The sequence below is a fragment of the Pseudomonas sp. GW821-FHT07G10 genome, from assembly GCF_059418545.1.
Window position 1 is genome coordinate 456,979 of the sequence record NZ_JBWKQB010000001.1, and the last position, 24,921, is coordinate 481,899.

Here is a 24,921-nt window from a genome sequence, read left to right on the forward strand (position 1 = left end):
TCTTCGTAGCAACTGGCGCAGCCTGCGTTCGGCCGCGTAGCGGTCGTAGAGCCTGCAATCGCGTTTTGTCAGGTGTATCGCCGTTGCCGAATTACGAGTGCTTCGCCCTCGAACGCAGCCTTCGGCAGCTGCTACGGTTGGGGCACGTGCTTCAACGCCCGAGATAAACCTCAATCACCCGTTCATTGTCCTGCACCTGCTCCAGCGACCCTTCGGCCAGCACACTCCCCTGGTGCAACACGGTGACGTGGTCGGCAATCGAGCCGACGAAGCCCATGTCGTGCTCCACCACCATCAGCGAATGCTTGCCGGCCAGACTCTTGAACAGCTCGGCGGTGAATTCGGTTTCGGCGTCGGTCATGCCCGCCACCGGCTCGTCGAGCAGTAGCAGTTGCGGGTCTTGCATCAGCAGCATGCCGATTTCCAGAAACTGCTTTTGCCCGTGGGACAGCAAACCCGCCGGGCGACTGACCGACGCCGTCAGGCGAATGGTTTCCAGGACTTCGGCAATGCGGTCTTGTTGCTCGCCATTGAGTTTGGCCCGCAGGCTGGCCCATACCGATTTGTCGGTTTTCTGCGCCAGCTCAAGGTTCTCGAACACGCTCAAGGCTTCGAACACGGTAGGTTTCTGGAACTTGCGACCGATCCCGGATTGGGCGATCTGCACTTCGCTCATCTGCGTCAGGTCCAGGGTTTCACCGAACCAGGCCTTGCCGTGGCTGGGACGGGTCTTGCCGGTGATCACATCCATCAGCGTCGTTTTACCGGCACCGTTGGGACCGATGATGCAGCGCAATTCGCCGACGCCGATGTACAGGTTCAAGTCATTCAGCGCCTTGAAGCCATCGAAGCTGACGCTAATGTCTTCCAGAGTCAGGATGGTGCCGTGGCGAGTGTTCAGACCGGGGCCGGCGCGCTGGCCGAGGCCAATCGCATCGCGGCTGGTGCCGGCGTCCTTATTGGGCTCCGGTGGGAAAAACACCGGTTCGAGCATGAATTCAGTCGTCGCAGTGACTCTCATTGTTCACCTCTTTTTTTCAGCAGCCCGATCACACCCTTGGGCAGATACAGGGTCACGACGATAAACAGCGCGCCAAGGAAGAACAGCCAGTACTCGGGGAAGGCCACGGTGAACCAGCTCTTCATACCGTTGACCACACCGGCGCCGAGCAGCGGTCCGATCAACGTGCCGCGCCCGCCGAGGGCGACCCACACTGCCGCTTCGATGGAGTTGGTCGGCGACATTTCGCCGGGGTTGATGATCCCCACTTGCGGCACATACAACGCACCGGCCAGACCGCACAACACTGCGCTCAACACCCAGACAAACAGCTTGAAGCCGCGCGGGTCATAGCCGCAAAACATCAGGCGGTTTTCTGCGTCGCGCAGAGCGGTCAGCACACGGCCGAACTTGCTTTGCGCCAGACGCCAGCCGATGAACAGGCTGGCTACCAGCAACAGCACCGTGGCCACAAACAGCACCGCCCGGGTGTTCGGTTCGGTGATGCCGAAACCGAGAATGCTGCGGAAGTTGGTGAAGCCGTTATTGCCGCCAAAACCGGTTTCGTTGCGAAAGAACAGCAGCATCCCGGCGAAGGTCAGGGCCTGGGTCATGATCGAGAAATACACGCCCTTGATCCGCGAGCGGAAGGCGAAGAAGCCGAACACCAGCGCGAGCAAACCCGGCGCCAACACCACCAGGCACATGGCCCAGAGAAAGTGGCTGGTGCCGGTCCAGTACCAGGGCAATTCGGTCCACGACAGAAAGGTCATGAACGCCGGTAGCTCGTCGCCCGAGGCCTGGCGCATCAAGTACATGCCCATGGCGTAGCCGCCGAGGGCGAAGAACAGGCCGTGACCCAGTGACAGCAACCCGGCGTAACCCCAGACCAGATCCAGCGCCAACGCGACAATCGCGTAGCAAAGAATCTTGCCCACCAGGGTCAGGGTATAAGCCGAAACGTGCAGCGGATTGTCCGCCGACAACAGTGAAAGCAGCGGCAAGGCCAGCAACAGCGCGAGCACCAAACTGCCGACGATCAGAGTGACTTTGGGCCCGGCTTTTTTGGTCGCCGTGAGCATCAGAGGCTGGTTCATCAGTCGATCACCCGTCCTTTCAGTGCAAAGAGTCCTTGCGGGCGTTTCTGGATAAACAGAATGATCAGCGCGAGGATCAGGATCTTGCCGAGCACGGCACCGATTTGTGGTTCGAGAATCTTGTTGGCGATGCCCAGGCCGAAGGCCGCCAGCACGCTACCGGCCAACTGGCCGACACCGCCGAGTACCACCACCAGGAACGAATCGATAATGTAGCTCTGGCCCAGGTCCGGGCCGACGTTGCCGACCTGGCTCAGGGCGACGCCACCAAGCCCGGCGATACCGGAGCCCAGGCCAAAGGCGAGCATGTCGACACGCCCGGTGGGCACGCCGCAGCAAGCGGCCATGTTGCGGTTCTGGGTCACGGCGCGCACGTTCAGGCCCAGGCGAGTCTTGTTCAGCAACAGCCAGGTCAGCACTACAACGAACAGGGCGAACGCGATGATCACAATGCGGTTGTATGGCAGCACCAGGTTCGGCAGCACTTGAATGCCGCCGGAGAGCCAGGCCGGGTTGGCGACTTCGACGTTCTGCGCCCCGAACAGCAAACGCACCAACTGGATCAGCATCAGGCTGATGCCCCAGGTCGCCAGCAGGGTTTCCAACGGACGGCCGTAGAGGTGTCGAATGACCGTGCGCTCGAGAATCATGCCGATCCCCGCCGTCACAAAAAACGCCACCGGCAGCGCGACCAATGGATAGAACTCGATGGCTTGGGGCAGGAAACGCTGGAATAACAACTGCACTACATACGTGGAGTAGGCGCCGAGCATCAGCATCTCGCCGTGGGCCATATTGATGACACCCAGCAGACCGAAGGTGATCGCAAGTCCCAGCGCCGCGAGCAGCAGGATCGAACCCAGAGACATACCGCTGAAGGCCTGACCGAGCATCTCTCCGATCATCAGTTTGCGTTTGACCTGAGCCAGACTGGTTTCGGCGGCGGTGCGAACGGCTCCATCGGCTTCGACGCCCGGATCCAGCAAGCCTTCAAGGCGAGTGCGGGCCAGCGGGTCGCCGGTTTCGCCGAGCAGCCGCACGGCCGCCAAACGCACGACTGGATCGCTGTCCACCAGTTGCAGGTTGGCCAGAGCCAGGCTCAGGGCCGCGTGAACGCCTTCGTCTTTTTCGCTGGCGAGTTGTTGCTCCAGAAATTTCAATTGCGCCGGTTTGGCGCTTTTTTGCAGTTGCTGCGCAGCGGCCAGACGCACCTTGGCGTCAGCGGCGAGCAGTTGCTGGCTGGCTTGCACGGTGTCGATCAGACCCCGCAGGCGGTTATTCAGGCGCAAGGTTTTGGCTTCGCCGTCGAGGGTCAGTTGGCCTTGCTGCAAGGCGTTGATCAGTTCGACACGAGCCGGATCGGGCTGCGCGGCCCAGTCTTCCAGCAGTTTGGCTTGCTGCACGGGATTGGCAGCGACGAAGTCTTCGGCGTCGCCGGCGTATGTAGCCATCGGCAATAGCAGCGTGAGGGCGAGGATGAAGCGGTAGAGGGCAGTGGGCATAGCAGTGTCCTATTGATCGTTCCCACGCTCCGCGTGGGAATGCCGCCACGGACGCTCCGCGTCCGCTTTGGAAGTGACGCAGAGCGTCACGGGATGCATTCCCACGCGGAGCGTGGGAACGATCAGTGCTTAATTGCTCTTCACCGCATAATCCGGCTTCTTGTCGTTACCCGGAATGAACGGGCTCCAGGGCTCGGCGCGGATCGGGCCTTCGGTCTGCCAGACCACCGAGAACTGACCGTCAGCTTGAATCTCGCCGATCATCACCGGCTTGTGCAGGTGGTGGTTGGTCTTGTCCATGGTCAGGGTGTAACCCGACGGCGCGGCGAAGGTCTGGCCGGCGAGGGCTTCACGAACCTTGTCGACGTCCGTGGATTTGGCTTTCTGCGCCGCTTGCGCCCACATGTGGATGCCGACGTACGTGGCTTCCATCGGGTCGTTGGTTACGGCTTTATCCGCGCCCGGCAGGTTGTGTTTCCTGGCGTAGGCTTTCCAGTCGGCGACGAATTTTTTGTTGACCGGGTTCTCCACCGATTCGAAGTAGTTCCACGCGGCGAGGTTGCCCACCAGCGGCTTGGTGTCGATGCCACGCAGCTCTTCCTCGCCGACCGAGAACGCCACGACCGGGACGTCGGTGGCTTTCAGACCCTGGTTGGCCAGCTCTTTATAGAAAGGCACGTTGGAGTCGCCATTGACCGTGGAGATCACCGCAGTCTTGCCACCGGCCGAGAACTTTTTGATGTTGGCGACGATGGTCTGGTAATCGCTGTGGCCGAACGGGGTGTAGACCTCTTCGATGTCCTTGTCCGCCACGCCTTTGGAATGCAGGAACGAGCGCAGGATTTTGTTGGTGGTACGCGGGTAGACGTAGTCGGTACCGAGCAGGAAGTAGCGCTTGGCGCTGCCACCTTCTTCGCTCATCAGGTACTCCACCGCCGGGATCGCTTGCTGGTTGGGCGCCGCACCGGTGTAGAAGACGTTCGGCGACATCTCTTCGCCTTCGTATTGCACCGGGTAGAACAGCAGGCCGTTGAGCTCTTCGAACACCGGCAATACCGATTTACGCGACACCGAGGTCCAGCAGCCGAACACCACCGCGACCTTGTCCTGGGTCAGCAGCTGCCGGCCCTTTTCGGCGAACAGCGGCCAGTTCGAGGCGGGGTCCACGACCACCGGCTCAAGCATCTTGCCGTTGACGCCGCCCTTGGCGTTGATCTCGTCAATGGTCATCAGCGCCATGTCTTTAAGCGAGGTTTCAGAGATCGCCATGGTCCCTGACAACGAGTGCAGGATCCCGACCTTGATGGTCTCGGCGGCCTGGATGCTCCAGGTCATACCCATCGCGGCAATCGATGCCGACAGAGTGAAAGCCTTGATCAAGCTACGACGCTTCATTGTGCGATCTCCATGATATTAAGGTTTTTTTCTTGGTTGGCAGATACGGACGCTGAAGGGGCTTTAGCAAGGGTTGTGCCCGGTCGGGCAAAGGCAAGGAAATGTCGTATTACGCAGGGTTGCAAAGCGTGGTGCGCACCAAGCCGGGGCCGACAAAAGTGCTCAGTGCGTTTGTGTGCGCCGCATTGGTGCCTGCATTGCCGGGGGCGGCGTTCGACCGCGGTTATCGTCGGCGCATCAGACCAATGAAAAACACCCCGCCAATCGCCGCAGTGGCCACGCCAATCGGCAAGTCTTCAGGCGCGATCAGCGTGCGTGCGGCGACGTCGACCCACACCAGAAAAACACTGCCGAGCAACACGCACACTGGCAGCAATCGCCGATGTTCAGCGCCGACCAATCGGCGGGCGATGTGCGGCACCATCAATCCGACAAAGCCGATGGAGCCGCTGATGGACACCAATACCCCGGTCATCAGCGAGGCAATCAAAAACACCCGCAAGCGCACGCTGCGGGCATTCAGACCTAATGTCACAGCGGTCTGTTCGCCGGCCATCAAGGCGTTCAGCGGGCGCGCCATGCCCAGCAGCAACACCAGCCCGGACACTACGCTGGCGGCCGGAATCGCCAGCAGTTCCCAGCGCGCCAGACCGAGGCCGCCGAGCATCCAGAACATCACGGCTGAACTTGCCCGGTGATCGCCGAGAAACAGCATCAGGTTGGCGATTGCCATCATCACGAAGGACACCGCGACACCACACAGCAGTAATCGATCACTGTCCAGGCGACCGTTGCGATTGGCGATGGCCAGCACCACCAGCATGCTCAACAGTGCACCGATGAACGCGGCGATCGGCAGGGTCAACAGGCCGACGATTTCGCCGACATGTAGCACTACGATCACCGCGCCCAAGGTGGCGCCGGAGGTCACGCCCAGCAGGTGCGGGTCGGCCAGCGGGTTGCGGGTCACCGCTTGCAGCACCGCGCCAATCAACGCCAGGCCGGCGCCGACCAGCGCACCAAGCAACATCCGCGGCACGCGAATCAGCCAGACGATGTGTTCCTGCCCGGCGCTCCAGCTCACTTCGCCGAGACCGAACGCCTTGTACAGTAGAATCCGCCAGACCACGTCCACCGGTACCCGCGCCGAACCCGCACCCAGCGACACCACACAGGACACCAACAGCAGCGCGCCGAGACCGATCAGCAGCAGGGCATAACGACGGCTGATCATTCGCCGTGGAATCCCTTGGCCATGGTTTCAATCGCCGCGACGTTATCGATGCCCGGTGTGGCCTGGACGTAGGGGATGACGATGAAACGCTGATTCCTGATCGCGTCTACCGACTGCAGTGCCGGGTTGTTTTCCAGGAACTGTTGCTTCTGCCCGGCGCTGACTTCGCCATAGTCGACAATCACGATCACCTGCGGATTGCGCTCGACCACATTCTCCCAGTTGACCCGGGTCCAGCTGGCCTCGACGTCATCAAGGATATTGCGCCCGCCGGCGGCGTCGATCAGTGCTTGTGGCATGCCCAGTCGACCTGACGTCATGGCGCGGTCCTCGCCGCTGTCGTAGAGGAACACTCTGGGTTTTTCTGCTGGCAGGTCCTTCTGGATCTCGGCGACTTGCGCCTGCATGTCGGCGATCAGCTGGTTGGCGCGATCCTGCACGTCGAAAATTTTCCCGAGGTTGCGCAGGTCGTTGTAGGTGTCTTCCAGCGTAGCGGGGGGACGCTTCATCACGAAGGCGCAGGACTCGGTCAGTTCGTAGACATTAATTCCCAGCGGGCCGAGGGTCTGCGGCGTCAGGTCACCGCCCACGCGCATACCGTAATCCCAACCGGCAAAGAAGAAATCGACATTGGCATTGAGCAGGGTTTCCACCGACGGGTACTTGCTCGCCAGTTCCGGCAAGCCGTCGAGGAGGCTCTGCATCCGGGGTGTCACGGCTTTCCAGCCACTGATGCCGCTGTACCCGACCATGCTCGGTTTGAGGCCGAGCGCGAGCATCATTTGAGTCATATTGATGTCGTGACTGAGGGCGTGTCTGGGTGCCTTTTTGAAGGTTACCTGTCGGTTGCAGCTCTGGATCGTCAGCGGGTAATGGGTGGCTTCGGCGAATGCCTGGGCAGTGCCTGACAGCAAGGCGACAGACAGGCTGGCGCGCAGCAGGGAACGCAAAATCATGGTTGGGTTATCCAGGTAATTCGTGGGTAGCCGGACAGCGGGTGTCGGTCGATCAAGGCTTGGACACCGAAGACTTCGCGCAGCAACTGAACGGTCAGCACTTCGTGCGGTGTACCGCTGGCGACAATGCGCCCGCCGTTGATGACGTACAGCCGATCACAAAACGCCGCGGCGAGATTGAGGTCATGGATGCTGGCGAGGGTGCCGATCTGCAAGCGTTTGACCCGTTGTAACAGCTCCAGCTGATAACGCGGATCGAGGTGGTTGGTCGGCTCGTCGAGGATCAGCAGTTGCGGTTGCTGAGCCAGGGCGCGGGCGAGGATTACCCGCTGCTTCTCGCCGCCCGACAGGGTGGCGAAGGCGTGATCCTCGAAACCCCGCAGGCCGACTGATTCCAGTGCTTGCTGACAGATGCGTCGATCTTCGAGGGTGTCGCCGTCGAACAGACCTTTGTGCGGTGTGCGGCCCATGGCGACCACTTCATCGACGGTCAGGCCAAAGGCATCGGGGAATTCTTGCAGCACCACCGCGATGCGCTGCGCGCACCAGCGAGGCGACTGTTTCCAGACATTGTGATGTTCGAGTTTGACCTCGCCGCTTTCCGGTTTGCTGAAGCGATAGGCACAGCGCAGCAGGCTGGTTTTGCCGCTGCCGTTGGGTCCGATCAAACCGACGAACTCACCCGCCGACACCTGCAGGCAGGCCTCACGCAGTTGGAACTGGTGATGGCAATGGCCGTGACCCAGAGGGGTCCAGGCCAGGTTGGTGAGGTTCAGCGAGGTCATTCAATACTCATTAATTGCGTTGAGGCTGAATCCATCGCGGGCAAGGGCCAGGCGCCCCCCCTTGCTCCTGCAGGATCACGCTGTACCGCAGGAGCGAGGCTTGCCCGCGAAAATGTGAGGAACATTGCGGGCCGGCATTGTAGAGCCTGCAAGGCCGTTTCATATATCTCGCAGTCTTCAGCTTGAAGATGAGGCCGGCTCAGCTTTCCCCGCCAGCCGCGACAGTAGTATCCGGTCCAGGATCCACACCGCGATCAACGATGCCCCGACCAACGGAAATGCCACCGCCAATGCGAACATGATGACCATCGCGGTTTTCCACTTCGCCAGGTCGTGGCGCAATGGCGGAACACCGAGTCGACCTTGTGGGCGGCGCTTCCACCAGATCACCACGCCGCTGACCGCGCTGAGCAAAATCATCAGGCACACCAGCAGCACCACGATCTGATTGAACGCTCCGAACATCTTGCCTTCGTGCAGCATCACGCCCATCTCCGTGGCGCGGGCGACGTTGCTGTAGTGCTGCCACCGCACATCGGCGAGCACGCTGGCGGTGTATTGATCGACATGCAGGGTCGCGTCGTTACGTGGGTCGTCGGCGAACACAGCGATGGTGAAAACGCCGGTGGCGGTGGTCGGGAAGGTGATGCTATAGCCCGGCTCTACCCGACGCTGGACGGCAATGTTCTGCACCTCTTGCAGCGAGATTGTCGGCGCGGCCGCAGCGGTTGGGCTGCCTGTGTGAGCCATGTGTTCGGCATGGTCGCCGGACATCGGCATCGGCGTGTTTTCCATTGCCCACGGTATGGTCTGGCGCGTCGCCGTATTGAGGCTGCGAGCCTCTTGATCGGACTTTGGCACCTCGTTCCACATGGCCGCCGGGAAGCGGTTCCAGAGCTCGGCGTATTGCTTGCCCCAGAAACCGGTCCAGGTCATGCCGCTGAGCAGCATCACCAGCAGAAACGCCGCGCCCCAGAAACCGGTCACCGCATGCAAGTCGCGCCAGAACAAGCGCCCTCGATTGCTCAATCGTGGCCATAACACGCCGGCCGATGACTTGCCTCGCGGCCACCACAGGTACAGACCGGAAAACACCAGCATGATGCCCCAGCCGGCAGACAGCTCGACCAGCCGATCACCCACGGTGCCGATCATCAACTCACCATGAATGGCGCGGGCGATGGCTTGCAGGTTTTTCCTGGCGTCCTGGTCACCGAGGATTTCTCCGCGGTACGGATCGATGAACACGTTCAGTTCATGACCGTCGTTTTGCACCACGAACTGTGCGCTACGTTCGGGGTTGACCGGCGGCAGGTATTGCTTGACCTGCCCCTGCGGATAAGCGACCTGCACACGGCGAAGTTGCTCATCGGCGCCAAGCGTTTGATGACCGGCCGGGACGTTCAGCAGGTTGCCGTACATCAACGGGTCGAGTTGGGGTTTGAACAGGTAGATGATCCCGGTCAGGGCCAGCATCACCATGAACGGCGCGACGAACAGCCCGGCATAGAAATGCCAGCGCCAGGCCAGGTTGTAGAAAGACACTTTAGGTTGGCTCATCAGGAGCGCTCCGCTTTGGCATGGATCTTTTAATGTTTTTTGCGACTGCTTCGCAGTCGATCGCGGGCAAGCCTCGCTCCTACGCAAATATGTGATCCCTGTAGGCGCGAGGCTTGCCCGCGAAGCTTTTTAGAAACTCATATCCACCTTGGTCCAGAGCGTGTGCCCCGGTTCATTGATGGCTTGCCGAACAGGTTGTCGACGCCGCTGCTGGCCAGCACTGGTTGGCATGGAACTTTCGGGTTGGTGATGATGGTCAACGGTGAGCTGGGGGCAATGGCGGTGATCACCGTCGGGCTCGGTTCGTTTGTATGTCGGGTGTGTTCATCGGGTTGTTCGGCCGCCAAAACCAGCGGTGTCAGCAGCGCGCCGTGGAGGACGGCTATGGCCTGTTTGAGGCGAAGACCTGGCTCGTTCAGGGCAAGAAGAGAATGTGCCTGAGCAGAGCGCAAGCGAGTGTCAGTAGAAAACCTGGACATAAAGGTTCCATCAATCAATCGTAAACAACACGGCCAGCAGCCTGCGGCTGTCTTTTCTACAGTCGGCCGGGTGATGTGAAATGTGGGTGTTTACGTGATGATGGGCGGGGCGCGGGTTCGGGCGCCGGGGAAGACTGCTTGCCGGGCATGGCCCAGACGCGGGAAAGGGTTGATGAAATTCGTCGGCGGCGGTGTGTCGAATGCCGCGAACGACAGGCTACCGGGCAGCGCCGGGCAGTTGAACAGGAGGCTGCAATACCCGCACTTCTCCCAGAGCATTTGATGCTCGGCAGGCGCCTTGACGGGTTTGGCATCGTGGTTCGAAGTGCCATGGCAGCCGGGCTCGTCCATGCGCATGTCCATCGACATGTTCATTGGCATGGCGTGATCCATCGGCATCGCTTGGGAAATCAGCGGACCGATAAAGATCATCAGCATGGCGAACAAGCTGATCCAGCTACCGCGTTTGACCCTCAACGAATCATGATGCGGCACTGATCGCCTGACGCTTGGCGAGCGCAGGGCGTTCACAGGTGTTGTGGGCTGTGATTACTGGGCGTGCATATGCTCTTCAGTGCCTGCGGGCGCTTGCTTCTGCACCGCGACCTCGACGGTTACGTCGCCTGATTTTTCAAAATGCAGGGTCATTGGGAAGCGCTTTCCTTCGCTCAGCAAGCTGCGGTCTTTGAGCTCCAGCAGCATCACGTGGTAGGCCATCGGCGCGAACGTAATGTCGCCACCGGCAGGAACTTCCACGCTGGGCACCTGCTGCATTTTCATCAGGTCGCCCTGCTTCACATGCTCGTGCAGCTCGGCCAGGCCGGCGATCGGCGAGGCCACGCCGAGCAGGCGGTCGGCGGTTTTGCCGTTGTTGTGAATGACGAAATAGGCTGCGACGGTCGGGGCATTGGGTGGCAGTTCCTGCGACCACGGATGAGCGATGTGCAATTGGCCGGCAGCATATTCGTGAGCATGGGCAAAGCAGGCGGGCAACAGCAAAGCGGCAAGCAGCAAAGACTGCTTCACCAGGGATTGTTTCAACATGGCAGTTCTCCTGAACGATTCAAAACGCAGATCAATTGCGAGAAGGAATCAGACCAGAGGCGAGGCGCGGGGATTGAGGTTCGGCCATTGCTGGCGCGGCGTGGGCGTTTCGAAGGTGGGCGGCGGCACGCTTCTATTGGACTCGAACCGAGCGAAATACAGCTGCGACATATGCCCCGGTAACGCCACCAACGGTGCCGAACCCGAACAGCACCAGCAATGCTGCATGTTGGAGTGATCGTCGTTTTGTGGTGCTTTTTGCTCAAGCGTGCCCAGCGAAATCGCTACCAGTTTGGTGCCGTTCGAGGAGCAGAAGCTGCCCCACAACAACTGCTCGGCAGGCGACTGATTCGCAGCCTGGGGCATCGTCCCGGAAATCGGCATGGCGAGCATGTTGAACAGCACTGCAAAGCAGGCGATCCAGGCAAATGCAAGCCGTTGTCGGGACATCGGTCAGATCCGTTGAGATGGACGATCAAGCAAGGTATTTAGCCTGATCAAGGGCGATAAGTAAAAAGACCGCGTGCGGTTTGGTGTCGCAGTGCCTTGGCCAGCAGGTACAAAAGTCTGCGCGCGACTTCCGGCTCGTCGATTCGAAAGAGTGTAGCGGCTTCGATTCGTAATGCCTGGGCGAATACCGGTTGTGGCTCGGCACAGGTGTCGTGATCGACGCGGTCCAATGTGGGAACTGGCTTGCCTGCGATCGAGTGCGCAGCACTCACAATGATTACTGCCGCACAGAAGTTTACTGGGGTAACAGATAACCTTGCTGCGTCAGCGCCTCGAGCGTATTGGCGACAGTCTCAAACTCCCGCTCAACCCTCACCATTTCCGGCCTTTTCAATATCAACACCGGTACCCCACGCTCGCGCGCCACTTCCAGCTTGGGTTCGGTGGCGCTGCTGCCGCTGTTTTTACTGATCAGCACATCAATCCGGCGTCGTTCGAACAGCTCCCGCTCATCGTCGATTAAAAACGGCCCACGGGCGCCGATCACTTCGCAGCGCTGATTGCCGGGATACGGGTCGAGTGCTCGTAAAGTCCAGAACTGTCCGTCCGGGATTTCATCCAGATGCTGCAACGGCTCGCGCCCCAGGGTGAACAGCGGGCGCTTGAAGGGCTTGAGCGCTTCAACCAACCCGGCCCAATCGCTGACTTCCCGCCAGTCATCACCTGCCTGTGCTTGCCAGGCCGGTCGCCGCAGCGCCCAGCAGGGGATGCCGCTCAATTGCGCAGCGGTCGCGGCGTTCTGGCTGATTTGTGCGGCATAGGGGTGGGTGGCGTCGAGCAACAAGTCGATGCCTTCGTCTTCGATGAACTGCGCCAAACCTGCCGCGCCGCCATAGCCACCGACCCTGACCTGACAGGTCAAATCCGTCGGCACCCGGCCGATGCCCGCCAGGCTGTAGACATGTTGCGGGCCCAGCGTGCGGGCAATCGCCAAGGCTTCGGTGACGCCGCCGAGCAGCAGTAACCGTTTCATTGAAAAGCTCCGGCATGGCCGACGATGCCGCCCTGGCGATCGATGGCAAACACCTCGACCTGAACCTGCGCCGGTACCACGCTGCGGGCGAAGTCCAGTGCGTGTTGGCACACCGCGTCGCCAAGGGCGATTCCGACAGCGCTGGCCATGGCCAAGGCTTGTTGACTGGTATTGGCTTCGCCGATGGCTTGCTGCAAGGCGTCATCGGCGCCGACGTCTGCCGCCCATTGCGCCAGTTGCGGCAGGTCAATGCTCGAATGACGGCTGTGCAAATCCATATGCCCGGCGGCGAGTTTGCTGATTTTGCCAAAGCCACCACAAATGCTGAGTTTATCCACAGGCACTTTGCGCAAATGCTTGAGCACCGCACCGACAAAGTCGCCCATTTCGATCAGGGCGATCTCAGGCAGGTCGTATACGCGGCGCATGGTGTCTTCGCTGGCGTTGCCGGTACAGGCGGCGATATGCGTGTAACCATTGGTTTTGGCGACGTCGATGCCCTGGTGGATCGAGGCGATGTAGGCCGCGCAGGAGAACGGCCGGACAATACCGCTGGTGCCGAGAATCGACAGGCCGCCGAGGATACCCAGCCGTGGGTTCATGGTTTTCAGTGCAAGGGCTTCGCCGCCCTCGACGTTGATCGTGACCTCAAAGCCGCCGTCATAATTACGCTCTTGCGCCAGTTGTAGCAGGTGATCAGTGATCATCTTGCGTGGCACCGGGTTGATCGCCGGTTCACCGACGCCCAGTACCAGCCCCGGCCGGGTGACTGTGCCGACGCCAAGGCCTGCGCTGAAACGTATACCCGGTTCGGCGTTCAAGCGTACGTGGGAATACAGCAACGCGCCGTGGGTGACGTCTGGATCATCGCCGGCATCCTTGATCGTTCCGGCTTCGGCGCCGTCTTCGGCCAGGCGACAAAACTCCAGGCGCATCTGTACGTGCTTGCCTTTGGGCAGGGTGATATCCACTGCGTCGTGGCTGATACCGCTGAGCAGCAAGCGGGCGGCAGCGAGGCTGGTGGCGGTGGCACAACTGCCGGTAGTCAGGCCGCTGCGCAGGGGCGCAGGTTGTTCGGCGGTTTCGTCACGCATGGAGCTGGCAATTCCCTTGCAGGAGCGAGCGGTGCGGCGATCCGACTTGCCCGCGATGGCATACTCGAACTTCACACATCATCGGGCTTGACTACTTCCAGCAAGGTAATCGGCAACGCCTGGCGCCAGGTATCGAAATCCCCCAAGGGCTGCGCCTGAGCGATATGAATGCGGGTCAGTTCACCGCCATGCTGTTCGCGCCAGGCCATCAAGGTCATTTCGCTTTGCAGGGTGACGGCGTTGGCGATCAGCCGGCCGCCGGGTTTCAATTGCTCCCAGCAGGTGTCGAGCACGCCCTCGCGGGTGACGCCGCCGCCAATGAAAATCGCATCCGGTCGCTCCAGGCCTGTCAGCGCTTGCGGCGCGCTGCCGCGAATCAATTGCAAGCCGGGGACACCGAGGGCATCACGATTGTGTTCGATCAGTTGCTGACGGCCGTCATCGGCCTCGATGGCCAAGGCGCGACAGCCTGGATGAGCGCGCATCCATTCAATGCCGATCGAGCCGCTGCCGGCGCCGACATCCCACAGCAGCTCGCCTGGCACCGGAGCCAGGCGGGCGAGGGTGATGGCGCGAACGTCACGCTTGGTCAGTTGCCCATCGTGTTTGAAGGCCGCATCCGGCAACCCGGCGAGTCGCGATAAGCGCGGTGTGCCGGGTTCGGCGATGCAGTCGATGGCGACCAGATTCAGATCGGCGATGGTCGGCTCGCTCCAGTCGCTGGCAATACCTTCGATGCGTCGTTCGGCAGGTCCGGCCAAGTGTTCCAGTACCGTGATCCGGCTCGGCCCGAACCCCCGCTCACGCAACAGCGCGGCGATCGCCGCGGGGCTCTGGCCATCGTTGCTCAGTACCAGCAATCGAATACCGCTAAATAGTTGTGCGCCCAGGGCCGCCACAGGGCGGGCGACCACCGAGAGCGTCACCACCTCTTGCAGCGGCCAGCCCAGTCGAGCGGCCGCCAACGAGTAGGAGGACGGCGCGGACAAAACCTGCATCTCATCGTTGGCCACCTGCCGCGCCAGGCTGGCGCCGACGCCAAACAGCATTGGATCGCCGCTGGCCAACACGCAGACGGGCTCGCCGCGCTGCGCCAGCACCGGTTCCAGGGAGAACGGGCTGGGCCACAGTTGACGCTCGCCACGGATGCAAACCGGCAACAAGTCCAGTTGCCGCTGGCCGCCAAAAATCCGTGAAGCGCCCAGCAGGGCGTGTCGAGCATTCTTGCCCAGACCGCTGAAGCCGTCTTCACCGATTCCTACTACTGTCAGCCAGGGCGCCATCCATATTCCTCAAACAAAAAAACAGTGGCTCCGAGACACGGGTTGGCTGGGCCTCGGACCAAAGCGCAATGATAGCGCGGCTTCGATAGGTTTTTCCTGCGCTGTTCGACAGGTGCTCAGAATGACCGCGGGATGAACTGGATAACGCGAATGTTTTGCCGATGGTTAAGGACGACCTGAATTAGCCACCGATATTTCGAGGCCCCTTCCATTTGCGACTCAAAAAATGGGTGGTCTGCCAAAAAACGGGCATTGGCTGTTGTTAATTCATGTCTTTTCCTTGGACTGCGCCTTTTCTCGGCACACTTCGCGCATCGCAGACGCGCCTGTCCCGCACCCAACAGCCGCTTTCGCATCATCCACAGGTTTGACAGAGTCAATAGTGTGGTCTGTTGCGCGGTGTTTTTCAGAAGTCCGCGATAGCGCACTTTCGTATAACCCGTCCGATCCATCTCAATCGGGAAGTGCTCGCGCAGGGGCTGCTGACACTTGCCGGCATGTCTGTTTCATCGAGGCTCAACCGCTCCGTTCGTGTGAGGTGTGTATGTCTCCATGTATGGAGGTCTTTTTCAGCGGTTCCTTAAGCCTGACTTTTCTCCGGGCAAGCTATGGGGTGAAGAGCGTGTTGTTGATGGGGTGTTGTTTGAAAGGATGAGTAATTGAATTATTTTGTTTTTTTAAAGTTGGGCTTTGTGAGTCGTGCGTCTGGATTTTTATCTGCATTTGACTAGGTTTAATAAACAGTGTCGAAAATTGCTTTTTAGATAATGGTGTACTCGGATGCTGTACGGAAGGCTTTGTGGATGCTCTGGATGAAATACAATATTTAAGGACCGATGAAATGATTAGAACATCGATGGATGCCCCCGCGAGTCTTGAGGCGCGACTGGCCTTCATTAACGCCGCACAATTACCTCCTGTGCACCGATCTTCGACGCGCGCCTGGATCGATAAAAAGACGCGTGGTTCGACTGGGCCGGGCAGGGGGCGTGCAGCCGTGGTGGGCAGTGCTTTACTGTCGTTCACCTCCGGGGTGTCTCGGCAAGATCAACAGGATGTACAGGACTGCGTACTGTATTTGGAACAATATACTGATACGAAGTATGACCGAGAGAGTCAGTGGTATGAATGGCTGCAGCATTTTACGCTTGGGCTTTGGCACTTAGGGTGGATACATGATCGCCCGGTCATGCTTGAGAGCCACTTGACGACGCTCTACGGACCAATCACTCAGTCCGTTCTGGATGTCTTGAAGCCAATATCCAGTGGGGCCATGTATAACGTAGCCGTTGATGCATTCAATGCTTTGAAAAATAATCTGGCTGCATTGAAACTGTTCTCATCAAAGAGTGCCAGAGCGGGAGGGCGAAGTTTCCAGGTGATGCCATGTGCCGATAATGGCCAGGGTCAACTATCAATGGCAGTGAGTCATTCATGGTTTGTTTCTGTCAAGACTTCGGAGGAGTTTCTATTTATAAAGTGGGAGGAGCAGGAGACCACGCTGGTGCACCACTATGGATATTTCACCCTCGATCGAAAGCGTTTTTTCGAAATAAGAGAGGCTATGCTAAAGAAAATTACAGACCGATCATCAGGTTATTTCGAGGAGCTGACGCTATAAACAGCCTGGCGTTTCGCTACAGTTGACCGGTAAATAGCATTGAACAATGCCCGTGCGTTATGTTGATGGTCGCTGACCCAAGAGGCCATCAACTTTAACCAGGATGGCCTCCTTGCTTGAGGTCCATCGGGTTTGCGCAAGAAAACAGCGTTCCGACCAGCAGGCTTTTCATGCCCTTGATCAAAGCAGGCATAATACGCCGCCTTCGACCGCGAAGCGCTTTTCCACGGGCTGATCCTTGAACACTCCAACACCTGCAAATCCGCTCATAACGACTCTGCGCCCCTCGGCTTGCCCGGGGTTGCTGCGTATCGTCCAGGCAGCGGACGGCGGTATCTGCCGGATCAAACTGGCTGGCGGTTCGATCAGCGCGGCGCAAGCCTGCGCAGTAGCCGACGCGGCCGAGCGCTACGCGGGTGGCGTGATCGAGGCGACCAACCGCGCCAACCTGCAGATCCGCGGGATCGGCAGCGAGCAGACGGCATTGATCGACAGTCTGCTCGCCGCAGGGCTCGGCCCGACCACGGCGGCCGGCGATGACGTACGCAATCTGATGCTCAGCCCAAGCGCCGGGATCGACCGGCACATGCTGATCGACACGCGACCGCTCGCCGGGCAGATTCTCGCCACCCTGCAAAACCACGAACGTTTCCACGATTTGTCGGCCAAATTCGCCGTGCAACTCGATGGCGGTGAAGCACTGGTGATGCTTGAACATCCCCATGACTTGTGGCTGTCGGCGGGTGAGTTGAACGGTGAACTGCTGCTGGCCTTTGGTTTGGCGGGTTGTCCGATAGACCCACCATTGGCCGCGGTGCCGCTGGCCCACGGTCATGAACTGGTGGTCGCGGTGCTGGAGCTGTTTCTTGAGCTGGCCCGCCCGGATCAGACTCGTATGCGTCATCTGCTGACGGAACTTCCGGTGGATAACTTTTTGCGGGCGTTGGCCAAGCGGGTGCCATTGATCGCGATCGCCGAATGGCAACGGTCGCCCGCGCCGAAGCTGTTGCATCTGGGCACTTATCCACAGCGTGAAGCGGGCCGGGTCTATGTCGGCGCTGTCACTCCGTTGGGTCGCCTCGATCCGGCGATGCTGCGCGGTGCCGCGCAGCTGGCCAGCGAGTCTGGCGATGGCAGCCTGCGGTTTACCCCTTGGCAAAGCCTGTTGCTACCCGGTATCGACACAGATCATGCGCCTGAAGTGACGCAGCGCCTGCAACAACTTGGTTTGCTATGTTCGGCCGATCATGCGCTGGCGCAGTTGATCGCTTGCACCGGCGCAAGCGGCTGCGCAAAGGGCTTGGCCGACACCAAGGGTGATGCGCTGCAACTGGCTGCGCTGTTGCAGCGCCAGGGCAATGCACCGAGTGTGCATTTGTCGGGGTGCCAGCGATCCTGCGCTGCCGCACATACTGCGCCCGTCACGCTATTGGCCGTCGCCCCCAGCCGTTACGACCTCTATTTTCGCGATGCAGGGCAGCCGGGTTTCGGCGCCCTGCATGCGCGCAACCTCACCATTGAAGCGGCAGGCGCATTGCTCGACGCCCGCCCACGGAGCCACCTTGATGCTTGATTACATCCGCGACGGTCAGGAGATCTATCGCAACTCGTTCGCGATCATTCGCGCCGAGGCCCGCCTGGACCGAATCCCGGCCGACCTGGAAAAACTCGCGGTGCGGGTGATCCACGCCTGCGGCATGGTCGACGCAATCGATGGTCTGCAATTCTCGCCTGGCGCGGGCAAGGCCGGGCGTGATGCGCTGGCGGCCGGTGCGCCGATTCTCTGCGATGCGCGAATGGTCTCCGAGGGCGTGACCCGCGCGCGTTTGCCAGCCAACAATCAAGTGATCTGTACCCTGCGCGACGAGAGTGTGCCGGACCTGGCGCGGGAGTTGGGCAACACCCGTTCAGCGGCCGCACTGGAACTCTGGCGTCCGTATCTGGAAGGCAGTGTGGTGGTGATCGGCAACGCGCCGACCGCGTTGTTCTATTTGCTGGAAATGCTCGATGCCGGCGCGCCGAAACCGGCATTGATTCTCGGCTTTCCGGTGGGCTTCGTCGGCGCCGCCGAGTCCAAGGCCATGCTCGCCGCTGATAGCCGTGGCGTGCCCTTTGTGATCATGCAAGGCCGACTGGGCGGCAGCGCCATGGCCGCCGCCGCTGTCAACGCCCTCGCTACGGAGATCGAATGATGCAGCAACCTGGACGCTTGATTGGCCTGGGCGTCGGCCCGGGTGACCCGGAGCTGATTACGGTTAAAGCCCTGCGGCTACTGCGCGAATCGCCGGTGGTGGCGTACTTTGTCGCCAAGGGCAAGAAGGGCAATGCCTTCGGCATCATCGAAGCCCACCTGCAAGACGCGCAGACGTTACTGCCGCTGGTCTATCCGGTGACCACCGAAGCATTGCCCGCGCCTTTGTCTTACGAGCAAGTGATCAGCGATTTCTACGACGCTGCCAGCGAGGAAGTCGCCAAGCATCTGAATGCCGGTCGCGACGTGGCGGTGATCTGCGAAGGCGATCCGTTTTTCTACGGCTCTTACATGTACTTGCATGATCGCCTTGCTGAACGCTACGACGCCGAAGTGATACCGGGTGTGTGCTCGATGCTCGGCGGCGCTTCGGTGCTGGGTGCGCCGTTGGTTTATCGCAATCAGAGCCTGTCGGTGTTGTCCGGCGTGTTGCCGGCCGAAGACCTCAAGCGCCGTTTGGCCGATGCAGATGCTGCGGTCATCATGAAGCTGGGGCGCAACTTCCCCAAGGTTCGTCAGATACTGGAAGAACTCGGGCTGGCGGATCGGGCGCTGTATGTCGAGCGTGCAACCATGGCCAACCAGAAGATCGTGCCACTGGATCAGGTTGAGCCAATGTCCTCGCCGTACTTCTCGCTGATCATTGTTCCCGGCGAAAGGTGGCAAGGCTGATGACTCGTCCTGCACCGGCAATTGTCATTCTGGGCAATGGCAGCCTCGCCACTGCGCGCAAGATCCAGCAGCTGTACCCGCAGGCCATGATCCACGGCCTGGCCGAGCGGGTTGAAGGTGCCGACCGGACCTATCACGAGTTCGGTGCAACCTTGCGCCTGCTCTATCAGCAGGACACGCCGATCATCGCCTTGTGCGCAGCCGGGATCGTGATCCGGACTCTGGCGCCGCTGCTACTGGAAAAAGGCGCCGAGCCGCCGGTACTGGCCGTCGCTGAAGACGGCAGTGCCGTGGTGCCGTTACTCGGCGGGCTGGGAGGGGTGAACGTCCTTGCGCGAGAAATTGCGGCCGGATTGGGTGTCGCGGCCGCCATCACCACCAGCGGTGAGTTGCGCTTCGGTACCTGCCTGCTCAATCCACCCAGTGGCTATGCCTTGGGCGATCTGGAGTCAGGCAAGCGCTTTGTCTCGGACCTGCTCGCGGGTGAAAGCGTGCGTATCGAAGGCGCAGCTCCCTGGCTGGCCCAGGCGCAGCTGCCGGAAGATCAACACGCCCGGCTGGCGATCCATGTCGGTTGTGCCGAGCGTGAGCCCGCGGCCAATGAACTGCTGATCTACCCGCGCAGTGTGCTGGTGGCGGTGAGCGCCAGTGTGGCGGATCTGGCGACAGCCATTGGTGCGGCCCTGCACGAATCAAAGATTGCCGTTCAATCGGTTGCGTGCCTGTTGGCGGCCGACACGGAAATGGCCAGTCCTCAGTTGCGTGAAGCCGCTCTCCAATTGAATGTGCCGCTGCGTTTTGCAACTGCTGCCGCCAGTGTCAGCGAGCTGGCGCAACACGCGGTCCCGCAACTGCTGCCGCCACTGAGTGTCGGCAATGGCATTGCGATAGCCGTCGCCAATCAACCGCTGGACCCTTTGCGGATCGGTCGCGCCCGTGGCCGTCTTGCGGTCATTGGTCTAGGTCCAGGTGCTGCCGAACTGATGGTGCCGGCAGTCAAGGCTGAGCTGGCCAAGGCCAACGATGTGCTCGGTTATGAAACTTACGTGCGCATGGCCGGGCCGTTCCGCGCCGATCAAGTGCTGCACTGCACCGACAACCGCGAAGAAATGCAGCGCGCCCGACATGCCTTCGAACTGGCCGCCCAAGGCCGCTCGGTGGTTGTCGTCTCATCGGGAGATCCGGGTGTGTTCGCCATGGCCGCAGCGGTGCTTGAAGCCCTGCATGAGTCAAATGAACCGAGCTGGCACAGCGTCGATCTGGAGATCCTGCCGGGTGTTTCCGCCTCCCTGGCCACCGCCGCGCAAGCCGGTGCACCGCTGGGGCATGACTTCTGCGTGCTGTCGCTGTCGGACAACCTCAAGCCGTGGGACATCATCGAGAAGCGACTGGACCTGGCCGCGCAAGCCGACCTGGCGCTGGCGTTCTACAATCCGATTTCCCGCTCACGGCCGTGGCAGCTTGGCCGGGCGCTGGAAATCGTCGGGCAGCACCGCACGGGCGCAACGCCAGTGGTGCTGGGGCGTGATATCGGTCGCCCTGGTCAAACCTTGCGAGTGACCACCCTTGGCGAGCTGACACCCGATCAAGTGGACATGCGCACCATGGTGCTGATCGGCTCATCCACCACCTGCGTATTTGCGCGTGCAGACGGTGGTGAGTGGGTCTATACGCCAAGGTGGTATGGCGATAAACCTTAGCTGTAATTCGGCGCTATTGGCTGTCAGGCGCACACGATAAAACCTGTGCGCGCTGACAACCTTTTCCCAGGTTGGTTTGTCACCCTTCTGAATAATAGTCAGAACGTGGGGTGAGACTCGTCTTGTTCGCTTGTAAGTTTAATTGCTCTTGATTATATTGGCTGCCTTTCTGTATGGGTTGCTTCTTTGCGGAGTGAGTAATGTGTCGAACGAATAAGTCACGCCTGGCTGGACTTGGTTTCGTTATTTATAGTTGCGGCTGAATTATTTAAAATGTATTGCAGTCGCCGCTTTTTTCATGTGTCGAGTCTGGGGTATGTGCTCGTAATATATTGTCAAGTGTCTGGTGTGGAAGTTGTCGGGTTTGGGCGCTAGCTTTAGGAGGCCAGCTAAAAAGCTGAAACCCAAACTGATATGAGTATTTAATGATGACATTTGAAATGGATGTGGCCGTTCCCAGTCTTGAGGAAAGCAGGGCTTTTTTTCGTGACGCAAAAGTTGCACCACAATCTTTACGTCCCCAGGTTCGGTCGCTGAACATGCCCTTGGTGAAACAAGGTAATGAAGACTCGGATTTACTCCTTGGCAAGTATGCTCCCGCGGTAATGGGGTTTGCTGATAATGTCTCGGAAAATAATAGACAAGCTGCAATGGACAGTATTCACTTTTCCGAGCGATATGCTGATACAAAAGCGGATGTCAAGAATACGCCGATTGCGTGGCATGCCCATTATCGTGAGGCAATGAAGCACTGCGGCTGGACTATGACCTCCTATAAATATGATGACCATACAACTTCCCAGACGAACATCACGATGGAGTCCATTGTCCTGGATATTGTCAAGGTCGTTGCCGGGGCCAATGCTGCTGCAATGCTGGACTTGCTGGGCAGTGTATTCAATACGATAAAATCTGATGATAAGCTTATACAAATTTTCGATAGCACCAGCAAGAAGGGCAGTACGGGAGAGTTCAGGATTGTGCCGTGTTTACAGTCCCGTGGCGGTACGGTGATTACTTTATTCCTGGCCATGGATTGCGAACTCAGGTCAAGTCAGGGTGGAGCCTGGTTCTGGAAGTGGAAGTGGTCCCGGCTTAAAATGAAAAAAGTAGCCACAATGGTTGAGCTGAATATGCGTGTTCACCTCCGAAATCAGGACCTAATGCACGCGGTACTGGATCGGTCTTCGGAAGACTTCTTCGAAAAAGCCAAACTCCAATAAGTAATAGTCCCGACTGGGTTGCTCGACGAGTAACCCTTTTTTGGAAAAAATACGACTTATGGGAGCTCCGCGATGAGTGCTGATTATGATGTGATGGTGGTTGCAGGAAATCTGCTGTCGACTTCGGACGGTTTGCCGGATTCCTGGAGGGACGATGCGCTGAACGCTCTGCTTTTTTCTCAGCTGTTTGCAAACTCTCAGGTGGATAAATTTGATAAGCCTGAAAAGTGGTACAGGGCTCATACCAAGGCCATGGTGCAGACGAAGTGGCGTCGTACTCATTACCGGTCGGAAACCTTCGAGCCGGACAGAAAATCGATAATCACGCTTCAAGAGCTGATTCAGGTGCACTTACCGGGTTGTTTGAACAGTTCTCAAAGGCTGAGCGTTGGGGATATGACGAGTCGCATTGCTCAGCTCCCCTGTGCTGAGGTGGTTCAGACGGTATTTCGGGAGCACGTAACAAGTACAGTACGGACTGGAATCAGTTCGCCCGGGAAAGCTGCGATTTCAACTATCGCTCTGCAGGCAGGTTTTATCGAACAGGGTCCCATTATCTGTTCGGTATATATCAATTTTAGTACTTCTGAGGTTGTCGATATCAACCTGTTTAATCAATGTTTTTCGGGTAAACACATTGTTGGCAAAATCAGTGTCGATTTTTCACAGCAAGAGCTGGATAAGGTGGATTATGAAAAATACAACGTGCGTGAGAAAGTGCTGAGCCGACTCTCCGGTGCGCAAGACAATTTGATTCTTGCCGTGCCTTCTAACTGCATTCAACTCGACTGCAGCAAGTGCTGTACCTCCGTCACGTGCCAAAAGCACGACGAATCGACAGGGTAACGTTGTTCTCATCATTTTAGAGGTCCGCAGGATGCGGACCAACATAATTCAAGGAGGGGCTGGATATGAGTAGCGAAATAGACGAATTGAACTCGCCAGAGTTTCTCGTGCGAGCTGAATATTTTAATAGTCTGGAGACGTCGCGGCCTATTGTTAATGGAACCAGGCACTTTGCCAGGCTGCGCTCTGTCATGGGGAACCTGGCAGTACAGGCCGTTCCTCAGGATGGTGCCGCTGTCATTGGGGAGAGTGTTGTCGCCTACGATCGTAAATTGACGCCGCAGAACCGCGAGGACTTCGATGACAGCATCCTGTTTGCGCAACTTGTTGCGGGCAGGAGATTCGATCCGGACACACACCTTGCCCAGTGGTTTAAAGAATATGCCAAGGCGCTGGAGATGGCTGGTTGGGGTACTGCAAGCCACGCTTTTTCCGAGTTTCAAAGTCGTGAAATACAATTCACGATGGATGAGGCTATCCTGCAAATCATTACCGCCATCGCCGGGCCGGATAAACTCCAGCTCTTGGGGCTGGTAACCGGTGCATTCAAAGCACTGGAAAAAAATGATAATGCGTTAAAACTGTTTGAATCCAAGAGCAAGAAAAGTCGCTCGAGCAATTTCCAGGTTGTCCCGTGCATTCTGACTGCCGATGGTCAACTCAGCATGGCGATAGCGTGTGTGCACTTGATGGCCAAGTCGCGTATCACGAAAGTTCTGTTCTTTAAGTACTACGGTGAGGACATAAAACTTTATCGTGCGGCGGGACGTCGCGGATTGAATCAGCGTGTCTACAATAAATTCAGAACTAAAATTCAGGATTATGTCGATAGCGCCAGGGCAAGCTACTTTGAGAACCTGATCTAAGTAAGCCGAGAGCCTCGGTTGCCCGAAGTTCTCGAGCTTTAATGCCGGTTTAGAGTGATAAGGGCATGACTGAAATGGACGTTCAAGATAAACAGGTGTGCCTCTGCGCTGGCGAATTGCTGGTGTTTTCGGGGGCGGTGGATCCTCAGCTCAGAGAAGATGTTTTACATTCAAATCTGGCCGCTCAACTCAGAGCCAACAAAGATCATCCCGGATTCTCGGAGAATGCCGAGTGGTATGCGGGTTTCATAAAGGCGTTAGGTGTTTGTGGCTGGAGAATTCATGCTCAGGAGAGCCGTTCGTATGAGCTGGAATCCTCTGTCGAGTTCTCTGTGGCAGGAATTGTTGAAAAGGAACTGGCGACCCATTTACCAGTACCGAATGTTGCTGCGGTACTCGACGGTCTCAAGGCAGTGGCCGAACTCCCGGCCTTGCGTGACCACACCGTCAAGGCGCAACGGCACGCGTCCTCTGAAACGGGTGGGGCACTCACCACCGGGGTCCGGCTACTCGTTGCTCTGTGCAATCACGGCTCGACGATGAATTTGCTGTTCCTGAATTTTGAGACTTCAGAGGTTGTGGAGCTGAATGCAGTTGATCAGCTTTTTTCCACTGACAGGTTCTTCTCGGGCCTGTCGGTCAGCTATTGCTCGCTGGAACTCTCACAACGAGTATTTGCGAGGCAGCGAGACCGATTGACCAGGCTGCTTGAGCCTCACCAGCAATTGTTGTCGATAATCGCTGGGGGCACACAGGAAAATTGATGGCGACCAAAGCCGATACACGTTGAAGCTTCAATCCAGGGGGATCAGGGCCAGGCCCTGATGCAT

Annotated in this window: 23 protein-coding genes and 2 pseudogenes; 9 read left to right on the top strand and 16 right to left on the bottom strand. The window is 58.8% G+C overall.

All coding sequences use genetic code 11. From position 1 onward, the window contains the following. Nucleotides 1-151: 151 nt before the first annotated feature. The 16 genes and pseudogenes from urtD to AC07O1_RS02155 form a co-directional block, all read right to left on the bottom strand. Nucleotides 152-1,021, bottom strand: coding sequence for an urea ABC transporter ATP-binding protein UrtD (gene urtD / locus AC07O1_RS02080; protein ID WP_494993488.1), 870 nt, complete (start codon nt 1,019-1,021; stop codon nt 152-154). Further along, a complete protein-coding gene (gene urtC / locus AC07O1_RS02085) occupies nt 1,018-2,097 on the bottom strand; it encodes an urea ABC transporter permease subunit UrtC (protein ID WP_495087770.1) in 1,080 nt (359 codons plus the stop codon). Before urtC ends, urtD begins: the two co-directional genes overlap by 4 nt. Beyond that, nucleotides 2,097-3,599 (bottom strand): urea ABC transporter permease subunit UrtB, encoded by a 1,503-nt coding sequence (urtB, locus tag AC07O1_RS02090; protein ID WP_495087771.1) that lies wholly within the window; start codon nt 3,597-3,599, stop codon nt 2,097-2,099. The genes urtC and urtB overlap by 1 nt, the downstream gene beginning before the upstream one ends. 129 nt (nt 3,600-3,728) lie before the next feature. Then, the gene (gene urtA, locus AC07O1_RS02095; RefSeq protein WP_495087772.1) at nt 3,729-4,994 is read right to left on the bottom strand and encodes an urea ABC transporter substrate-binding protein; all 1,266 of its coding nucleotides are present in this window, start codon (nt 4,992-4,994) and stop codon (nt 3,729-3,731) included. Between the two features lie 223 nt (nt 4,995-5,217). Next, on the bottom strand, nt 5,218-6,228 hold the full coding sequence (locus AC07O1_RS02100; RefSeq protein ID WP_495087773.1) for a FecCD family ABC transporter permease: 1,011 nt from the start codon (nt 6,226-6,228) through the stop codon (nt 5,218-5,220). Continuing rightward, nucleotides 6,225-7,184: an ABC transporter substrate-binding protein gene (locus tag AC07O1_RS02105; RefSeq protein WP_495087774.1), complete on the bottom strand. Its 960-nt coding sequence runs from the start codon at nt 7,182-7,184 to the stop codon at nt 6,225-6,227. The genes AC07O1_RS02100 and AC07O1_RS02105 overlap by 4 nt, the downstream gene beginning before the upstream one ends. After that, the gene (locus AC07O1_RS02110; protein ID WP_495087775.1) at nt 7,181-7,969 is read right to left on the bottom strand and encodes an ABC transporter ATP-binding protein; all 789 of its coding nucleotides are present in this window, start codon (nt 7,967-7,969) and stop codon (nt 7,181-7,183) included. Before AC07O1_RS02110 ends, AC07O1_RS02105 begins: the two co-directional genes overlap by 4 nt. A gap of 177 nt (nt 7,970-8,146) precedes the next feature. After that, nucleotides 8,147-9,529 (bottom strand): PepSY-associated TM helix domain-containing protein, encoded by a 1,383-nt coding sequence (locus tag AC07O1_RS02115; protein ID WP_495087776.1) that lies wholly within the window; start codon nt 9,527-9,529, stop codon nt 8,147-8,149. A gap of 149 nt (nt 9,530-9,678) precedes the next feature. Continuing rightward, a pseudogene (locus tag AC07O1_RS02120) lies at nt 9,679-10,008 on the bottom strand (TonB-dependent copper receptor); the annotation flags it as partial. Nucleotides 10,009-10,098: 90 nt separating this feature from the next. Continuing rightward, nucleotides 10,099-10,503 (bottom strand): DUF2946 domain-containing protein, encoded by a 405-nt coding sequence (locus AC07O1_RS02125; protein WP_495087777.1) that lies wholly within the window; start codon nt 10,501-10,503, stop codon nt 10,099-10,101. Between the two features lie 54 nt (nt 10,504-10,557). After that, complete coding sequence (locus AC07O1_RS02130; RefSeq protein WP_495087887.1) at nt 10,558-11,037, bottom strand: copper chaperone PCu(A)C; 480 nt, start codon at nt 11,035-11,037, stop codon at nt 10,558-10,560. 63 nt (nt 11,038-11,100) lie between these two features. Beyond that, entirely contained in the window at nt 11,101-11,502 is a 402-nt protein-coding gene (locus AC07O1_RS02135; protein WP_495087778.1) for a DUF2946 domain-containing protein, read from the bottom strand. 295 nt (nt 11,503-11,797) lie between these two features. After that, a complete protein-coding gene (locus AC07O1_RS02140; RefSeq protein WP_495087779.1) occupies nt 11,798-12,535 on the bottom strand; it encodes a cobalt-precorrin-6A reductase in 738 nt (245 codons plus the stop codon). After that, nucleotides 12,532-13,629: a cobalt-precorrin-5B (C(1))-methyltransferase gene (locus AC07O1_RS02145; protein WP_494993499.1), complete on the bottom strand. Its 1,098-nt coding sequence runs from the start codon at nt 13,627-13,629 to the stop codon at nt 12,532-12,534. Before AC07O1_RS02145 ends, AC07O1_RS02140 begins: the two co-directional genes overlap by 4 nt. Before the next feature lie 71 nt (nt 13,630-13,700). After that, nucleotides 13,701-14,912, bottom strand: a complete 1,212-nt coding sequence (gene cbiE / locus AC07O1_RS02150; RefSeq protein WP_495011264.1) for a precorrin-6y C5,15-methyltransferase (decarboxylating) subunit CbiE — start codon at nt 14,910-14,912, stop codon at nt 13,701-13,703. Nucleotides 14,913-15,229: 317 nt separating this feature from the next. Further along, nucleotides 15,230-15,382, bottom strand: a pseudogene (locus AC07O1_RS02155) (IS5/IS1182 family transposase); the annotation flags it as partial. Nucleotides 15,383-15,711: 329 nt separating this feature from the next. Here AC07O1_RS02155 and AC07O1_RS02160 point away from each other — a divergent pair. From AC07O1_RS02160 to AC07O1_RS02200, 9 genes are all read left to right on the top strand, one after another. Further along, nucleotides 15,712-16,533, top strand: coding sequence for a hypothetical protein (locus tag AC07O1_RS02160; RefSeq protein ID WP_495087780.1), 822 nt, complete (start codon nt 15,712-15,714; stop codon nt 16,531-16,533). A gap of 238 nt (nt 16,534-16,771) precedes the next feature. After that, nucleotides 16,772-18,106 (top strand): precorrin-3B synthase, encoded by a 1,335-nt coding sequence (gene cobG, locus AC07O1_RS02165; protein WP_495087781.1) that lies wholly within the window; start codon nt 16,772-16,774, stop codon nt 18,104-18,106. Then, on the top strand, nt 18,099-18,725 hold the full coding sequence (locus tag AC07O1_RS02170; RefSeq protein WP_494993503.1) for a precorrin-8X methylmutase: 627 nt from the start codon (nt 18,099-18,101) through the stop codon (nt 18,723-18,725). The genes cobG and AC07O1_RS02170 overlap by 8 nt, the downstream gene beginning before the upstream one ends. Continuing rightward, complete coding sequence (locus AC07O1_RS02175; RefSeq protein WP_495087888.1) at nt 18,725-19,456, top strand: precorrin-2 C(20)-methyltransferase; 732 nt, start codon at nt 18,725-18,727, stop codon at nt 19,454-19,456. Before AC07O1_RS02170 ends, AC07O1_RS02175 begins: the two co-directional genes overlap by 1 nt. Beyond that, nucleotides 19,456-21,156, top strand: a complete 1,701-nt coding sequence (gene cobJ / locus AC07O1_RS02180; RefSeq protein ID WP_495087782.1) for a precorrin-3B C(17)-methyltransferase — start codon at nt 19,456-19,458, stop codon at nt 21,154-21,156. The genes AC07O1_RS02175 and cobJ overlap by 1 nt, the downstream gene beginning before the upstream one ends. Nucleotides 21,157-21,581: 425 nt before the next feature. Then, nucleotides 21,582-22,379 (top strand): hypothetical protein, encoded by a 798-nt coding sequence (locus AC07O1_RS02185; RefSeq protein WP_495087783.1) that lies wholly within the window; start codon nt 21,582-21,584, stop codon nt 22,377-22,379. 72 nt (nt 22,380-22,451) lie between these two features. Further along, entirely contained in the window at nt 22,452-23,225 is a 774-nt protein-coding gene (locus tag AC07O1_RS02190; RefSeq protein ID WP_495087784.1) for a hypothetical protein, read from the top strand. Between the two features lie 65 nt (nt 23,226-23,290). Continuing rightward, nucleotides 23,291-24,091, top strand: a complete 801-nt coding sequence (locus AC07O1_RS02195; protein WP_495087785.1) for a hypothetical protein — start codon at nt 23,291-23,293, stop codon at nt 24,089-24,091. Nucleotides 24,092-24,156: 65 nt separating this feature from the next. Next, nucleotides 24,157-24,855 carry a hypothetical protein gene (locus AC07O1_RS02200; RefSeq protein ID WP_495087786.1) on the top strand — a complete coding sequence of 233 codons (699 nt, stop codon included), beginning with the start codon at nt 24,157-24,159 and terminating at the stop codon, nt 24,853-24,855. Nucleotides 24,856-24,921 lie beyond the last annotated feature (66 nt).

Coding starts and splice junctions, on each gene's coding strand:
- AC07O1_RS02110 (WP_495087775.1), bottom strand. CDS start 7,969: ATGACCTCGCTGAACCTCACCAACCTGGCCTGGACCCCTCTGGGTCAC.
- AC07O1_RS02115 (WP_495087776.1), bottom strand. CDS start 9,529: ATGAGCCAACCTAAAGTGTCTTTCTACAACCTGGCCTGGCGCTGGCAT.
- AC07O1_RS02190 (WP_495087784.1), top strand. CDS start 22,452: ATGAGTGCTGATTATGATGTGATGGTGGTTGCAGGAAATCTGCTGTCG.
- AC07O1_RS02105 (WP_495087774.1), bottom strand. CDS start 7,184: ATGATTTTGCGTTCCCTGCTGCGCGCCAGCCTGTCTGTCGCCTTGCTG.
- urtA (WP_495087772.1), bottom strand. CDS start 4,994: ATGAAGCGTCGTAGCTTGATCAAGGCTTTCACTCTGTCGGCATCGATT.
- AC07O1_RS02135 (WP_495087778.1), bottom strand. CDS start 11,502: ATGTCCCGACAACGGCTTGCATTTGCCTGGATCGCCTGCTTTGCAGTG.
- AC07O1_RS02140 (WP_495087779.1), bottom strand. CDS start 12,535: ATGAAACGGTTACTGCTGCTCGGCGGCGTCACCGAAGCCTTGGCGATT.
- cbiE (WP_495011264.1), bottom strand. CDS start 14,912: ATGGCGCCCTGGCTGACAGTAGTAGGAATCGGTGAAGACGGCTTCAGC.
- urtD (WP_494993488.1), bottom strand. CDS start 1,021: ATGAGAGTCACTGCGACGACTGAATTCATGCTCGAACCGGTGTTTTTC.
- cobJ (WP_495087782.1), top strand. CDS start 19,456: ATGACTCGTCCTGCACCGGCAATTGTCATTCTGGGCAATGGCAGCCTC.
- AC07O1_RS02145 (WP_494993499.1), bottom strand. CDS start 13,629: ATGCGTGACGAAACCGCCGAACAACCTGCGCCCCTGCGCAGCGGCCTG.
- AC07O1_RS02100 (WP_495087773.1), bottom strand. CDS start 6,228: ATGATCAGCCGTCGTTATGCCCTGCTGCTGATCGGTCTCGGCGCGCTG.
- urtC (WP_495087770.1), bottom strand. CDS start 2,097: ATGAACCAGCCTCTGATGCTCACGGCGACCAAAAAAGCCGGGCCCAAA.
- AC07O1_RS02200 (WP_495087786.1), top strand. CDS start 24,157: ATGACTGAAATGGACGTTCAAGATAAACAGGTGTGCCTCTGCGCTGGC.
- urtB (WP_495087771.1), bottom strand. CDS start 3,599: ATGCCCACTGCCCTCTACCGCTTCATCCTCGCCCTCACGCTGCTATTG.
- AC07O1_RS02185 (WP_495087783.1), top strand. CDS start 21,582: ATGATGACATTTGAAATGGATGTGGCCGTTCCCAGTCTTGAGGAAAGC.
- AC07O1_RS02170 (WP_494993503.1), top strand. CDS start 18,099: ATGCTTGATTACATCCGCGACGGTCAGGAGATCTATCGCAACTCGTTC.
- AC07O1_RS02175 (WP_495087888.1), top strand. CDS start 18,725: ATGCAGCAACCTGGACGCTTGATTGGCCTGGGCGTCGGCCCGGGTGAC.
- AC07O1_RS02195 (WP_495087785.1), top strand. CDS start 23,291: ATGAGTAGCGAAATAGACGAATTGAACTCGCCAGAGTTTCTCGTGCGA.